At 68.0% G+C, this 12,905-nt stretch carries 12 protein-coding genes; 7 read left to right on the top strand and 5 right to left on the bottom strand.

The window, feature by feature from the left end; translation table 11 throughout:
• Positions 1 to 23 precede the first annotated feature (23 nt).
• The 3 genes from ABD116_RS31170 to ABD116_RS31180 all read left to right on the top strand — a co-directional run bounded on the left by ABD116_RS31170 (position 24) and on the right by ABD116_RS31180 (position 4,373).
• Entirely contained in the window at positions 24 to 1,406 is a 1,383-nt protein-coding gene (locus ABD116_RS31170; RefSeq protein ID WP_343978409.1) for a hypothetical protein, read from the top strand.
• Positions 1,407 to 1,479: 73 nt separating this feature from the next.
• On the top strand, positions 1,480 to 2,958 hold the full coding sequence (locus ABD116_RS31175) for an amino acid permease (RefSeq protein ID WP_343978412.1): 1,479 nt from the start codon (positions 1,480 to 1,482) through the stop codon (positions 2,956 to 2,958).
• A gap of 116 nt (positions 2,959 to 3,074) precedes the next feature.
• Positions 3,075 to 4,373 carry a hypothetical protein gene (locus ABD116_RS31180; protein WP_343978415.1) on the top strand — a complete coding sequence of 433 codons (1,299 nt, stop codon included), beginning with the start codon at positions 3,075 to 3,077 and terminating at the stop codon, positions 4,371 to 4,373.
• Here ABD116_RS31180 and ABD116_RS31185 read toward each other — a convergent pair.
• The 4 genes from ABD116_RS31185 to ABD116_RS31200 all read right to left on the bottom strand — a co-directional run bounded on the left by ABD116_RS31185 (position 4,370) and on the right by ABD116_RS31200 (position 9,230).
• Complete coding sequence (locus ABD116_RS31185; RefSeq protein ID WP_343978418.1) at positions 4,370 to 4,837, bottom strand: vitamin K epoxide reductase family protein; 468 nt, start codon at positions 4,835 to 4,837, stop codon at positions 4,370 to 4,372. The two genes, ABD116_RS31180 and ABD116_RS31185, sit on opposite strands and share 4 nt — an antisense overlap.
• Before the next feature lie 4 nt (positions 4,838 to 4,841).
• Positions 4,842 to 5,735, bottom strand: a complete 894-nt coding sequence (locus tag ABD116_RS31190) for a DUF929 family protein (RefSeq protein ID WP_343978421.1) — start codon at positions 5,733 to 5,735, stop codon at positions 4,842 to 4,844.
• A gap of 178 nt (positions 5,736 to 5,913) precedes the next feature.
• The gene (locus ABD116_RS31195; RefSeq protein WP_343978423.1) at positions 5,914 to 8,028 is read right to left on the bottom strand and encodes a 3-hydroxyacyl-CoA dehydrogenase NAD-binding domain-containing protein; all 2,115 of its coding nucleotides are present in this window, start codon (positions 8,026 to 8,028) and stop codon (positions 5,914 to 5,916) included.
• Positions 8,025 to 9,230, bottom strand: coding sequence for a thiolase family protein (locus ABD116_RS31200; protein WP_343978426.1), 1,206 nt, complete (start codon positions 9,228 to 9,230; stop codon positions 8,025 to 8,027). The genes ABD116_RS31195 and ABD116_RS31200 overlap by 4 nt, the downstream gene beginning before the upstream one ends.
• Positions 9,231 to 9,476: 246 nt before the next feature.
• Here ABD116_RS31200 and ABD116_RS31205 point away from each other — a divergent pair, with 246 nt between their 5' ends.
• From ABD116_RS31205 to ABD116_RS31220, 4 genes are read left to right on the top strand one after another with little or no spacing between them, the layout of a single operon-like run.
• Complete coding sequence (locus ABD116_RS31205; protein ID WP_343978429.1) at positions 9,477 to 10,067, top strand: hypothetical protein; 591 nt, start codon at positions 9,477 to 9,479, stop codon at positions 10,065 to 10,067.
• 10 nt (positions 10,068 to 10,077) lie between these two features.
• Positions 10,078 to 10,758, top strand: a complete 681-nt coding sequence (locus tag ABD116_RS31210; RefSeq protein ID WP_343978432.1) for a dienelactone hydrolase family protein — start codon at positions 10,078 to 10,080, stop codon at positions 10,756 to 10,758.
• An 8-nt stretch (positions 10,759 to 10,766) separates the two neighbouring features.
• On the top strand, positions 10,767 to 11,255 hold the full coding sequence (locus tag ABD116_RS31215; RefSeq protein ID WP_343978435.1) for a glutathione peroxidase: 489 nt from the start codon (positions 10,767 to 10,769) through the stop codon (positions 11,253 to 11,255).
• Between the two features lie 52 nt (positions 11,256 to 11,307).
• The gene (locus ABD116_RS31220; protein WP_343978437.1) at positions 11,308 to 12,054 is read left to right on the top strand and encodes a DUF5995 family protein; all 747 of its coding nucleotides are present in this window, start codon (positions 11,308 to 11,310) and stop codon (positions 12,052 to 12,054) included.
• Here ABD116_RS31220 and ABD116_RS31225 read toward each other — a convergent pair.
• A complete protein-coding gene (locus ABD116_RS31225; RefSeq protein ID WP_343978440.1) occupies positions 11,984 to 12,826 on the bottom strand; it encodes a hypothetical protein in 843 nt (280 codons plus the stop codon). The two genes, ABD116_RS31220 and ABD116_RS31225, sit on opposite strands and share 71 nt — an antisense overlap.
• Positions 12,827 to 12,905 lie beyond the last annotated feature (79 nt).

Below are 12,905 nucleotides of genomic sequence, written 5' to 3' on the forward strand. Positions count from 1 at the left end.
CGGACCGGAGGAATCGACCCGACGTGAGTTCGACAACACCTAGCGCCGCACCGTCCGGCGCTCAGGTTCCGCCCCACGGGCCCCGCCGCTGGCTGGGCCTGCTCATTGCCGTGGCCGTGGTCTCCGCCGGCGTCGTCTACGCGGTCGAGGACCGCGAGCAGGATGCCCGGGCCAGGCCCGGCGCGGCCCTCACCAAGCCGCCGACGACCCAGCCGAACAACGGCACCAAGCCGCCGTCCAAGACCGCCGCGGCCGTCGCTGCCCGCCGGCTGGCCGTCGACACGATCCTGCTCCGCCGTGCCAAGGCCGTCCGGACCGTCAACGAGAAGATGTTCCTCCAGGACGTCGACCCGGCGAACAAGAAGCTGCGGCAAGAGCAGAAGGTGCTGTTCGCGAACCTGGTCGAGCTCGGCCTCGACGAGATCGGCTACAGCCAGGCCGAGGAGCGGTTCGACCAGAAGGCGGTCCGCGCGCACGGCGCTTCGACGTACCTGGTCCGGGTGCTGATGAGGTACCAGATCCACGAGGTCGATCTGGTGCCGGTGACGACCGAGCTCGGCTACACGTTCGTGCATCGCGGCGGCCGCTGGATCATGGCCGACGACAACGACCTCGACGACGAGCTCGGCCCGGGCGCGCACCAGGAGGCCTGGGACCTCGGCCGCTTCGAGGTCCATCGCGGCCCGCGTGTGCTCGTGCTGGTCGACAAGGGCGACACCCAACGCGGCCGCTCGATCGTCACCGAGGCCACCGAGGCGCTCGGCGAGGTCACCGCGTACTGGCCGCGCAAGTGGCATGGCTCCGTGCTGATCGCGGCGCTGGACGACTCCGATGTCCGCGACGCGCGCTTCAACGACGAGGACGTGGAGTCGGCCGCGAGCGCCGGGTCGACCTTCTCGTCGCTGCCCGGCCAGGACACCGCCGACGGTACGGTCGCCGGCGCGTACATCGTGGTCAATCCCAAGGAACGCGACCGCGTCGACGAGATCCTGCTGTCCCACGAGATCACTCACGTCGCGACCGCCGACCTCGGTGGCTACGAACCGTTGTGGCTGGCCGAAGGCGCGGCGGAGTACGTGTCCTGGCGGGGGATCGAGGCGATCAGCGGACCCGGCGAGGTCGGCAAATGGGAGCAGGAGGTCATCGACGACGCCCTGCCGCTGCTCAGCGCGCTGCCGACCGACCAGGGCTTCTACAACAACAACGCCGACGTGTACGGCGTGAGCTGGCTGGCCGTCCGCTTCCTGGTGAAACGCCTCGGACTGGCGGCTGTCGAGGACCTGTACGAGGATCTGGCCAGGCACGGCACCGATCAGGCGGCACGGGACCGGATCCTGCTGACTCGCACCGGGTTCACCGAGGCGACACTGTGGATCTACCTTAAGGACTACGAGCCTCAACGCTGAGTGGCGGTTTGACCTCAACCCGTCAGGTTGGCAGGGTTCGGAGGGTTCCGTCCGAGTTTGAGGAGGCGTACAGATGAGTCTGTTGCGAACCAAGACGATCGAGCAGTCGATCGCGGACACCGACGAGCCGGAGTACCAGCTCAAGAAACGCCTCACCGCCCTCGACCTGACCGTCTTCGGCATCGGCGTCATCATCGGCGCCGGCATCTTCACCCTGACCGGCCGCGCCGCCAAGGCCTACGCGGGTCCGGGCATCGCGCTGTCGTTCGTGTTCGCGGCGATCTGCTGCGCGCTGGCGGCGCTGTGTTACGCGGAGTTCTCCTCGACCGTGCCGGTCTCCGGTTCGGCGTACACGTTCTCGTACTTCTCGCTGGGCGAGATCTTTGCCTGGATCATCGGCTGGGACCTGCTGCTCGAGCTGATGCTCGGGGCAAGCGTCGTCTCCCAGGGCTGGTCCACCTACGCGAAGCTCTTCCTCGACGAGATAGGACTGGGCTGGCCCGACTCGATCGGGCCCGATGCCAACGTCAACGTCCTGGCGATGCTGCTGGTGATCGTGCTGACCATCCTGGCCACGGTCGGCATCAAGGAGTCGCTGCGGGTCAACCTCGCGCTGGTCGCGGTCAAGCTGTTCGTCGTGCTGTTCGTGATCATCGCCGGGCTGTTCTACATCAAGAGCTCGAACCTGACCCCGTTCATCCCGCCGAGCGTGCCGGCCGCCAACGACGACGCCTCCATCACCACTCCGCTGATCCAGTGGATCTTCGGGGCGCCGTCGACGTTCGGCGTGATGGGCCTGGTGTCCGGCGCCTCGCTGGTGTTCTTCGCGTTCATCGGCTTCGACGTGGTCGCGACGACCGCGGAAGAGGCGAAGAACCCGCAGCGCGACCTGCCCCGCGGCATCCTCGGGTCGCTCGCGATCTGCACGGTGCTCTACGTGCTGGTCTGCATCGTCATCACCGGCATGGTCAAGTACACCGACATCAGTGGTGAAGCGGCATTGGCTGAGGCCTTCCGGTCGGTCGGCAAGCCCGGCTTCGCGACGCTGATCTCGGCCGGCGCGGTCGCCGGTCTGACCACCGTCGTGCTCACCTTGATGATCGGCGCCGCGCGTGTCGTCTTCGCGATGAGCCGCGACCACCTGGTGCCGGCCACGCTGGGCAAGACGCACCCGAAGTTCGGTACGCCGTACCGCCTCACCATCGGTATCGGCGTGGTGGTCGCGATCGTGGCCGGTGTGACCCCGATCGGCAAGCTCGAGGAAATGGTGAACATCGGCACCCTGGCCGCGTTCACCCTGGTCTCCATCGCGGTGCCGCTGCTGCGTCGCAGCCGGCCCGACATCCCGCGCTCGTTCCGGGTGCCGGGCAACCCGGTGGTGCCGATCCTGGCGGCGCTGATCTGCATCTACCTGATGCTGAACCTGTCGCTGGAGACCTGGATCCGGTTCCTGGTCTGGATGGTGCTGGGCTTCGCCGTCTACGCGGTCTACGGCTATCGCAAGAGCCGTGTCGGCGAGACGGAGCGCACCGGCGAGAGCACCAGGGCGTAGTCGTCCACCTCACGAAGAGGCCGTGTCCGCCAGGGCGCGGCCTCTTCGCAACCCCGGAGTAGGGATTTGGGGAGTAATATCCGTCCGGCCGGATCGGGGCGGGCGAGGAGCGCGAGATGACGATGAAGCGGGGACGCCTCTTCGCGGGCGCCACCGCGCTGGTCCTGGCGAGTGCCGTCGGCGTCGTCGTGGTGACCAAGCCGGACGTCGGCAGGTCTCCTGGCGGTACTGCGGCCGCCGCGGAGGCCACCGCCAAAACCGGCTCGTCGAAGTCCCGGAAGGCCGCTGTGGATGCGGTCCTGGCCAAGCGTGCGACCGCAGTCCTCAAGGACGACGAGAAGGCTTTCATCGCCTCCGTCGATCCCAAGCAGCCGAAGCTCGTCGCCGAGCAGCGGGTGCTGTTCGGCAATCTGCGGCAGTTCGACTTCACCAATCTGCGGTACTTCGTCGCCGACGAGAAACCGGCGCCGAAGATGGTCGCGAAGTACGGCAAGACGGCCTTCACCACCCGCGTGATGATGCGCTACGAGCTGACCGGGCTCGACCCGAAGCCGGTCCAGACCGACCTCGGCTACACCTTCGTACTCCGCTCCGGCCACTGGATCCTGGTCGCGGACGACGCGATCGAGGAGTCGCTGAGCGAGGACGGCCATCGCCAGCCGTGGGACTTCCAGCCGGTCAAGGTGGTCCACCGCGGCACGGTCACCGTCGTGGTGGACAAGAAGGAAATCCCGATGGGCAAGAAGATCGCCGGCATCGCGCAGGACGCCGTCGCCGCCGTCCGCAAGCACTGGCCGCGGCCCTGGAACGGCAAGGTGATGGTGATCGCGATGCCCGAGCCCCGGGTGATGTCGATGCACTGGACGACCGGCAACGGAGCGGGCTGGACGATCGCGGCGAAGGCCGTCACCCTGTACGACGGTGAGCCGCTGAGCGTGAAGGCCGTCGCGCCGGTGGGCAGCAGGATCGTGATCAACCCGGCTGTCCGCAAGGACCTCGAAGAGGACCTGCTCGTGCACGAGATGACGCATGTCGCCACGGTGCCGATCGGCCTCGGTACGCCGACATGGCTGGTCGAGGGCGTCGCGGAGTACGTCCGTTGCCGGTCGATCGAGGACGACCCGCGCTGGACCGTCGATCCGTATCGCTCGATCGTGAAGACGAAGTACCTGCCGTCGATGAAGGTGCTGCCGGGGGAGAAGGAGTTCGACGCCAGCGGCGACCGGTCGTACGGGCAGTCCTGGTGGGCGACGGAGTACCTGGTCTCCACCGAGGGCGTGAAGGGCATGGCGGCGCTCTACACGGACCTCGCCCAGCACGGTGTCAGCCCGGCCGCCGACGCCGCGATCATCAAGAAGCACACGGGCAAGACAACGGCCGAGCTGGTCACCGCAGTGAAGAAGTTCCGGGGTTAGTCCTCGAGAGGTGGCAGAGCCTGACGGATGACGACCAGCCCGAACAGGACGATGGTCAGGCCGTGGACGACCGTGCACCACAGGCAGATGGCGTCGATCTGGAACAGCTCGGCCCAGATCAGGTAGCAGACGAAGACCACTCCGACGACGACCGCCGCCAGCCGGAGCCGGCTCGGCCACGGGGACGCCGTGCGCCACAGTGGCGGCAGCGACAGCGCCGTCATCCCGACGAAGAACAGCAGGCCGAGCAGGGCGACCGGGATGCCGAACAGCTTGGAGTACTGGCTGCTGGTCACCTTCAGGCAGTTCACGACGCCGGTGTCAGGGCAGGCGAGCGTCGTACCGGCGGTGTAGTGCTCGTAGGTCAGGTACGCCGCGACCGCGACCCCTGCGACGGACAACACCAAAGTCGTCCAGGGGAGCCAGCCGATCGACTTTTGCTGCGTCGCGACACCGGAGCTCACCGGATCAGCTCTTCCCGAGCTTGCCGGCCGCTGCCTTGACCGCGTCGGTCGAGCAGACCGCGGCGGGCTGGTTGTCGGTGAGGGCGCAGATGGCTGCGGTGTAGACATTGGCCGAGCCGTCAATCGCCTTGGCGATCGGGCTGTTCGCGTCCTTCAGCGCGTCGGCGATCTCGGTCTGGGTCTTGCCGGCCAGGATCTCCGGCGAGTACGTCGCGCCGGAGCCGACGAACTTGCCGCCGAGGTCGACGAACGGGATCGAGCCGCCGCTCTTCACGTACGGCGGCTGGTTGAACGTCGCGAACGTCTTCTGGTCCTCGGCGGTCGGTGTGTCCAGCGGCGCGTACTGGCCGTTGACCTGCTCGTTGGTCGTCGTCTCGACGCCGGTGAAGGACAGGTACTGGCTGGTGTAGGTCGAGCCGTGGAAGGACAGCGTCGCCGTGTTCGGGAAGACGTCGGCCGAGGCCGAGTGGGTCGTCCCGAGGTTGCTGAAGGTGCCGAAGCGGGACAGCGCGACCGTGACGGGCCAGCGCTCGGCGGCGCAGTACGGGCAGAACTCGGCGCCGATGTAGAGCACCTTCGGCTTGCCGTTGGCGGTCAGCGGCGGGGCGGTGATGGCCGCGGGGGAGGCGTTCACGGCGTCGCTGCCGACCGCGGCGAAGGTCGCGGGCGGGATGTTGGCGAGCGTGGAGACGAGGCTCGAATCCGCCGTACCGGAGGGGCCGGCCGCCTCGTCCTTCTTGCCGCCGCCGGCGAGGCGGACGGCGACGAGTCCGCCGATCACCACGATCACGACCACGACGGCGCTGATCGCGATCAGCAGCTTCCGGCGGCGCTCGGCCCGCGCCTGCTCGGAGGCCAGTGAGGCCGCCCGCTCGCGAGCCTGAGACTTCTGTTCCACGCGCTTGCTCATTTTCTCCCCAGCTCTGGTTCAGTCCATGAAGGACAACTGATGACACTGGGTGGAAGTTCCGCGACGCATGTTGCAAAAAGAAGAAAAAGCAGAAGTCGTGGGGAAAAGATGCTGGGGGCCGGACCGGGCTTCCGGCACCGGACCGACCCCCAGCAGACCGAAGGTGTTACGCGAGGCTCGCGAGCCCCTTGGGCAGGAATCGCTTGCCGTTGGTCTTCTCGGCGATGCCGCTACGGTCCAGGTACGGCGTGATCCCACCGAGGTGGAACGGCCAGCCCGCACCGAGCAGCAGGCACAGGTCGATGTCCTGCGCCTGCGCCACCACGCCCTCGTCGAGCATGATCTGGATCTCCTCGGCCAGCGCGGACAGCACCCGGCTGCGCAGTTCCTCGGCGGTCGACGGCTTGTCGCCGACGGTCACCAGGGCCTCGACCTCGGGGTCGACCGACGGCTTGCCCTCGGCGCTCCAGACGTAGAACGAACTCTTGCCTGCAGCAACTACCTTGGCGAGGTTCGCCGACACCGCGAAGCGATCCGGGTACGCCCGGTTCATCGTCTCGGCGACGTGCAGCGCGACCGGAAGCCCGACCAGCTGCAGCAGCACGAACGGCGGCATCGGCAGACCGAGCGCCGACAGCGCCTTGTCCGCCTCGGGAATCGGCGTACCTTCGTCGACCGCCGCGCTGACCTCGCCGAGGAAGCGGGTCAGCAGCCGGTTGACCACGAAGGCCGGCGCGTCCTTGACCAGCACGCAGGACTTCTTCAGCGTCTTGCCGACGGCGAAGGCAGTCGCCAGCGAGGCGTCGTCGGTCTGGTCCGCGCGGATGATCTCCAGCAGCGGCAGCACCGCGACCGGGTTGAAGAAGTGGAACCCGACGACCCGCTCGGGGTGCTCCAGATCGGCCGCCATCTCGGTGATGGACAGCGAGCTGGTGTTGGTCGCGAGGATCGCGTCCGGCCGGATGATCTTCTCCAGGTCGGCGAAGATCGTCTTCTTCAGCTGCAGTTCCTCGAAGACGGCCTCGATCACGAAGTCGGCGTCGGCGAAGACCGAGCGGTCGACCGAGCCGGTGACGAGTGCCTTGAGCTGGTTGGCCTTGTCCGGCCGGATCCGGCCCTTGCCGAGCAGCTTGTCGATCTCACCGTGCACATAGCCGACACCGCGGTCGACGCGCTCCTGGTCGAGGTCCGTGAGCACCACGGGCACCTCGAGCCGGCGGACGAACAGCAGTGCCAGCTGGCCGGCCATCAGACCGGCGCCGACGACGCCGACCTTGGTGACCTTGCGGGCCAGCGACTTGTCCGGCGCGCCCGCGGGCCGCTTGGCGCGCTTGTTGACCAGGTCGAAGGCGTAGAGGCCGCTGCGCAGCTCCTCGCTCATGATCAGGTCGGCGAGCGCCTCGTCCTCGGCCGCGAAGCCACGGTCGCGGTCGTTGTCCTTGGCCGCCGCGATCAGGTCCAGTGCCCGGTACGGCGCCGGCGCCGCGCCGCTCACCTTGAGGTCGGCGAACGCCTTACCGCGGGCAACCGCCGCGTCCCAGGCCTCGCCCCGGTCGATCTCGGGCCGCTCGACGACGATCTCGCCGGTCAGCACCTTGCTCGCCCAGATCAGCGACTGCTCGAGGAAGTCGGCCGAGTCCAGCAGCACGTCGCCGATCCCGAACTTCACCGCCTCGGGACCGCTGAGCATCTTGTTCTGGTTCAGGGCGTTCTCGACGACGACCTTGACGGCCTTGTCCGCGCCGATCAGGTTCGGCAGCAAGAAGTTGCCGCCCCAGCCCGGCAGCAGCCCGAGGAAGACCTCGGGCGTCGAGATCATCCCGGCCGCGACCGAGATGGTCCGGTACTGCGCGTGCAGCGCCACCTCGAGGCCGCCACCAAGAGCGACCCCGTTGACGAACGCGAAGGACGGCTTGCCACCGTCGAGCAGCTTGCGCATCACCCCGTGGCCGATCTTGCCCAGGTTGAGCGCCTGCTCGCGCCCGGCCAGCTTCGGTACGCCGCTGAGGTCCGCGCCCGCCGCCAGGATGAACGGCTTGCCGGTGACGCCGATCGCGACGATGTCCTCGCGGGCCAGGGCGGCGTCGATCGCCTTGTTCAGCTCGGCCAGACCCTTGGGGCCGAAGGTGTTCGGCTTGGTGTGGTCCTGGCCGTTGTCGAGGGTGATCAGGGCCAGCGTGCCGGCCTTGTTCGGCAGTACGACGTCGCGGCTCGGCGCGAGCGTGACCAGCTCGTCGTTCTCGATCGCGACGGCCTCGTCGATGAGGTCCTGCAAGCTCATGCCTTGTTCCCCTCGAAGTTCGGGTTCTCCCAGATGACGGTTCCGCCCATGCCGAGGCCGACGCACATCGTGGTCAGGCCGTACCGGACCTCGGGGCGCAGCTCGAACTGCTTGGCCAGCTGGGTCATCAGCCGGATGCCGGACGAGGCCAGCGGGTGGCCGTAGGCGATCGCGCCGCCGTACGGGTTGACCCGCGGGTCGTCGTCGGCGATGCCGTAGTGCTCGAGGAACGCCAGCGCCTGGACGGCGAACGCCTCGTTCACCTCGAAGGCCTGGATGTCGTCGATGGTCAGACCGGCCAGCTTGAGCGCCTTGTCGGTGGCCGGGATCGGGCCGAAGCCCATCACCTCGGGCTCGACGCCGACGAAGCCGTAGGAGACCAGCTTCATCTTGGGCTTGAGGCCGAGCTCCTCGGCGGCCTCGGCCGAGGTGAGCAGGGCGGCGGTGGCGCCGTCGTTGATACCGGCCGCGTTGCCCGCGGTGACCCGGCCGTGCGGGCGGAACGGGGTCTTGAGCTTGGCCAGGTCCTCCAGCGTGGTGCCCGGGCGCATCGGCTCGTCGGCGGTCGCCAGACCCCAGCCGTGCTCGGCCGAGCGGATCGCGATCGGGACCAGGTCCGGCTGGATCAGGTCGTTCGCGTACGCCTTGGCGGCGCGCTCCTGGGACTGGACGGCGAAGGCGTCGGCCCGGGCCTTGGTGATGCTCGGGTACCGGTCGTGCAGGTTCTCCGCGGTGGAGCCCATCACCAGCGCGCTGGTGTCGACGAGCTTCTCGGAGATGATCCGCGGGTTCGGGTCGACGCCCTCGCCCATCGGGTGCCGGCCCATGTGCTCGACACCGCCGGCGATCACCACGTCCTGGGCACCGAAGGCGATCCCGGACGCGAGCGTGGTCACGGCCGTCATGGCGCCCGCGCACATCCGGTCGATGGCGTAGCCCGGCGTGGTGTTCGGCAGACCTGCCAGCAGGGCCGCGGTCCGGCCGATGGTCAGGCCCTGGTCACCGAGCTGGGTGGTGGCCGCGATGGCGACCTCCTCCACCCGCTCCGGCGGCAGCGACGGGTTGCGCCGGAGAATTTCCCGGATGCACTTGATCACCAGATCGTCGGCGCGCGTCTCGGCGTACAGGCCGGTGGCCTTGCCGTTTCCGAACGGGGTGCGAACGCCGTCGACGAAGACGACATCGCGGATCTCACGGGGCACGAGGCCCTCCTCTGGGTTCCAGGAGTGGGAGCAGGACCAAGGCTACCCGTCGGTAACACTCCACCCCAACCCGCCACGCCTGTGCCGCTGCTCACAAGCCGATGTCGGTAACCCGTGGCATCCACGGGATTTCGGGCGCATTCTGGGACGAGGAGCGTCTCAGGAGCCGCAATGAACAATTCCGAGCTTGCTGTCCCGGTTCTGTCGCGGGGCAAACACCGAAACCCTCGCAAGGGTGCCTGCTTCATGGAGTTCGCCTCGTATCTCGCGGGCGAGCCCTGGTCGGATCATCCGGCCTGTACCCATCCACTGCTGGCCGGAGTGGCCCGCGACGTCAATGACTGCACGACGGACGCAGGACGGGCCCGGTTGGCGCCGATGATCCCCTCGGTGATCGGGCTGGTCCCGGAGGACCCGCACGTCATACCGATGGTGACCGCGGTCTGCATCGAGCATGCGTTGCCGGTGGTGTCGCAGGAGCGGCAGTACATCCTGGCAGTCGCCCTGCTCGTGGGGGAGCGCCACCTGGCTGGGCTGGACGGCCGTCCGCTGGACAGCTTGCGACCTGAGGCTCAGGAGGCGCTGGACGGCGTACCGGCGGCTACCAAGTGGGCCAAGACCTTCACTGCGCGACCACACCGCGGTACTCCGGACTTCGCGCGCCGGACGGCTCCACGGGCTGTGTCGTGTGCTGTGGAGGGCATCTCGCAGGCCTGTGTCTCCAACCCGGATGAGCGGCTCTACGAGCTCCTGCGGGCGGCTATAGCGGAGTCCCAGCGCTGGATGCCCGCACCAGCCGAGCAGGTGTCGCGACGGGAGTCTGTCGACGCGAAGTAGGCTCCAAGGTGTGACCTTGGAGATTGATACCGGCACGGGGTTGATGCCGGCACACGTGTGGGAACCTGCCAACGGATCCGGGCCCGGCATCCTGCTGCTGCAAGAGATCTTCGGGGTCTCCGACTACATCAGGCAGCGGGCCTTCGATCTGTCCGCCCTCGGGTACTACGTGATCGCACCGGAGATCTACTGGCGCCTGGACGGCGCCGAACTGGACGAGTCGGCGCCGGACGTCCTGGACCAGGCGGTCGGCCTGATGCAGCGCGTCGACTGGCCGACCGCGGTGTCGGACTCGGTCGCCGCGCTCGACTACCTGCGTAGCCGCGAGCAGGGTGTTGGCATCGTGGGCTTCTGCTTCGGCGGGGGACTGGCCTTCAATGTGGCCGCTGTGTCGTCTCCCGACGTACTGGTGAGCTACTACGGCTCCGCGCTGCCCAACTTGCTGGAGCTGGCTCCCTCCGTCGACGCGGTCAGCCTGCATCACTTCGGGGACGCCGACGACTACCTGAAGAGCGACGTCGTCGACAAGATCATCGCGGCCGTCGACGGTCCCCGCACCGAGATCCATCGCTATCCCGGGGCCGGGCACGCCTTCGACAACCCGATGCCCGCCTTCCACCACGCCGGGGCCTCAGCCCTCGCGTGGAGCCGGACCGAAGAATTCCTCTCCCGCAACCTGCCGACCTCCTAAGGATTTTGATGAGCCTGTACGACATTCCGCTGCAGACCCTTTCCGGCGCCGAGACCTCGCTGGCCGAGTACAAGGGCAAGGCGGTGCTCCTCGTGAACGTCGCCTCCAAGTGCGGTCTCACCCCGCAGTACGAAGGCCTGGAGAACCTGCAGAAGCGCTACGCGAGCCGCGGCTTCACCGTGCTCGGCGCGCCCTGCAACCAGTTCGGCGGCCAGGAGCCCGGCACGGCCGAGGAGATCGAGACGTTCTGCTCGACCACGTACGGCGTGACGTTCCCGATGCTCGACAAGCTCGAGGTCAACGGCGACGGCCGGCACGCCCTGTACTCCGAACTGACCCTGACCCCCGACGCGGACGGTGCTGCAGGCGACGTCCAGTGGAACTTCGAGAAGTTCCTCGTCACCCCCGAAGGCACCGTCGCGGCCCGCTTCCGCCCGCAGACCCTGCCGGAGTCGGACGAGATCATCACCGCGATCGAGGCCCAGCTCCCGGCGTAGCGCATTCAGTATGTTCTCGCCGGGAAAGCTCGGCGAGAACATACTGAATGTCATGGAGCAATCGGGGGACATCGCGGCGGTTGTCGCCGCTCTGCAGGAGCGGCTCGACAGCCTCACGCCCGCCGAGGAGTCGCGCCGTGAGTTCCTCGCGACCTACCAGCGCACAACGAGCGCGGTGGCCCGCGCTGTCGATCGTGGAGCCTTCGAGGATCCCGCTTGGGTCGAGGTCTGGGACGTCGACTTCGCCGGCCTCTACCTGAAGGCCTTCGACGCCGACCGGGCCGGTGAGAGTGTCCCGCGCCCGTGGCGGTTGGCATTCGACGCACCCGCGACCCTGCCGCCGCTGGCGCACGTACTGCTCGGCGTCAACGCCCACATCAACTACGACCTGCCGCAGTCGCTGCTCGCCGTGATCTCCGCCGAGGAATTCGACGACGCCGCCTTACTCGACCGCCGACGCCGCGACCACGAACGAATCGACGGTGTGCTGGCCGACCGGGTAGCCGCCGAGGACGCCGAACTCGCAACCCGCTCAGCGCGCACCCTCCTCGACCGCGCCCTCCGCCCCCTCAACCAACGAGCCTCCAAACGCTTCCTCCGCGAATCCCGCCGCAAGGTCTGGCACAACACCGTCGAGCTCCACCAGGCTCGGGTGATCTCCGCGGAGGCCTATGCCATCCGGCTCGCAGAACTCGAATTACTGAGCGCGGCCAAGATCGCCGACCTGCTCACACCCGGCCAGGTCCTGCTGCGACTAGCGGTCGCTGGCTTCGGCGTCCTCCTACCACCGCCGAGGTGACGAAAAGGAGGGCGAAGCCGGTCAGCAGGGGCCAGGCGAGTGGCTTGCCGGCATCGAGTTGATCGTGGGCGACGACGGCGGCGAGCAGCATCGGGGTGACCATGACCAGTTCGACCTCGAGCATTCGGTGGAGGGTTGACCAGCGGGGGTCGTGCCAGATACCGAGTCCTGCGCCGCCCAGGCAGAGGACGGCAGCGAGGGTCCGGGCTGAGAGTGGGGTGAGAGGCCAGGGCCAGAGGTCGATGAAGGTCGTTGGTGTGATGAACATGGCGGCGCCTTGGACGAGGGCCAGAGTGCCGATGGCGGCCACGGCCGCGCGCAACGACGGTGGTAGCAGGTCGTCGGGGGTGCGAGCGGGGGCGGCGTACCGGCGGTTGAGGAGCCAGGCGGTCAGGACGAGGACGGGGGCGGCGAAGTACAGGGCGGTCCAGATCCAGAAGGCTGGGTTGTCGTGGGTGAACTTGTTCCAGTGCAGGACGGTCGCCAGCCCGAGGAGGGTGGCGAAGGCGGTGACCGAGAGCATGCCGGGGGCAAGGACATGCCAGTGGCGTTCGAGGGCTGCCCGGACGAAGAAGTAGGCGCCGCCGAGGTACGCCGACGCGAGGACCATCGCGGTCATCGTCGGGCGGAGCGGCCAGGCCCAGAGGTGGGCGGTGTGGTGCGGGAACAGGTACAGGATCACGAATCCCGCGATCAGGAACGGCACGATGGCGAGCGACAGGATGCGGGTGTAGGGCAACACCCGGTCGTCGGGCTCAGGTTTTGTGGTCATCGGAAATCCCCCTCCTTCTGACGATTGACCTGGCGGGCGTGGCAGTCAAGGGAGCGGGCGGTTACGGCGATCTAACCTG

The organism is Kribbella koreensis (assembly GCF_039525325.1).
Classification (GTDB): Bacteria; Actinomycetota; Actinomycetes; order Propionibacteriales; family Kribbellaceae; genus Kribbella; species Kribbella koreensis.

What these genes read in the sequence shown, in the direction of transcription:
- ABD116_RS31175 (WP_343978412.1), top strand. Translation starts at nt 1,480, where the DNA reads ATGAGTCTGTTGCGAACCAAGACGATCGAGCAGTCGATCGCGGACACC.
- ABD116_RS31180 (WP_343978415.1), top strand. Translation starts at nt 3,075, where the DNA reads ATGACGATGAAGCGGGGACGCCTCTTCGCGGGCGCCACCGCGCTGGTC.
- ABD116_RS31195 (WP_343978423.1), bottom strand. Translation starts at nt 8,028, where the DNA reads ATGAGCTTGCAGGACCTCATCGACGAGGCCGTCGCGATCGAGAACGAC.
- ABD116_RS31205 (WP_343978429.1), top strand. Translation starts at nt 9,477, where the DNA reads ATGGAGTTCGCCTCGTATCTCGCGGGCGAGCCCTGGTCGGATCATCCG.
- ABD116_RS31215 (WP_343978435.1), top strand. Translation starts at nt 10,767, where the DNA reads ATGAGCCTGTACGACATTCCGCTGCAGACCCTTTCCGGCGCCGAGACC.
- ABD116_RS31220 (WP_343978437.1), top strand. Translation starts at nt 11,308, where the DNA reads ATGGAGCAATCGGGGGACATCGCGGCGGTTGTCGCCGCTCTGCAGGAG.
- ABD116_RS31225 (WP_343978440.1), bottom strand. Translation starts at nt 12,826, where the DNA reads ATGACCACAAAACCTGAGCCCGACGACCGGGTGTTGCCCTACACCCGC.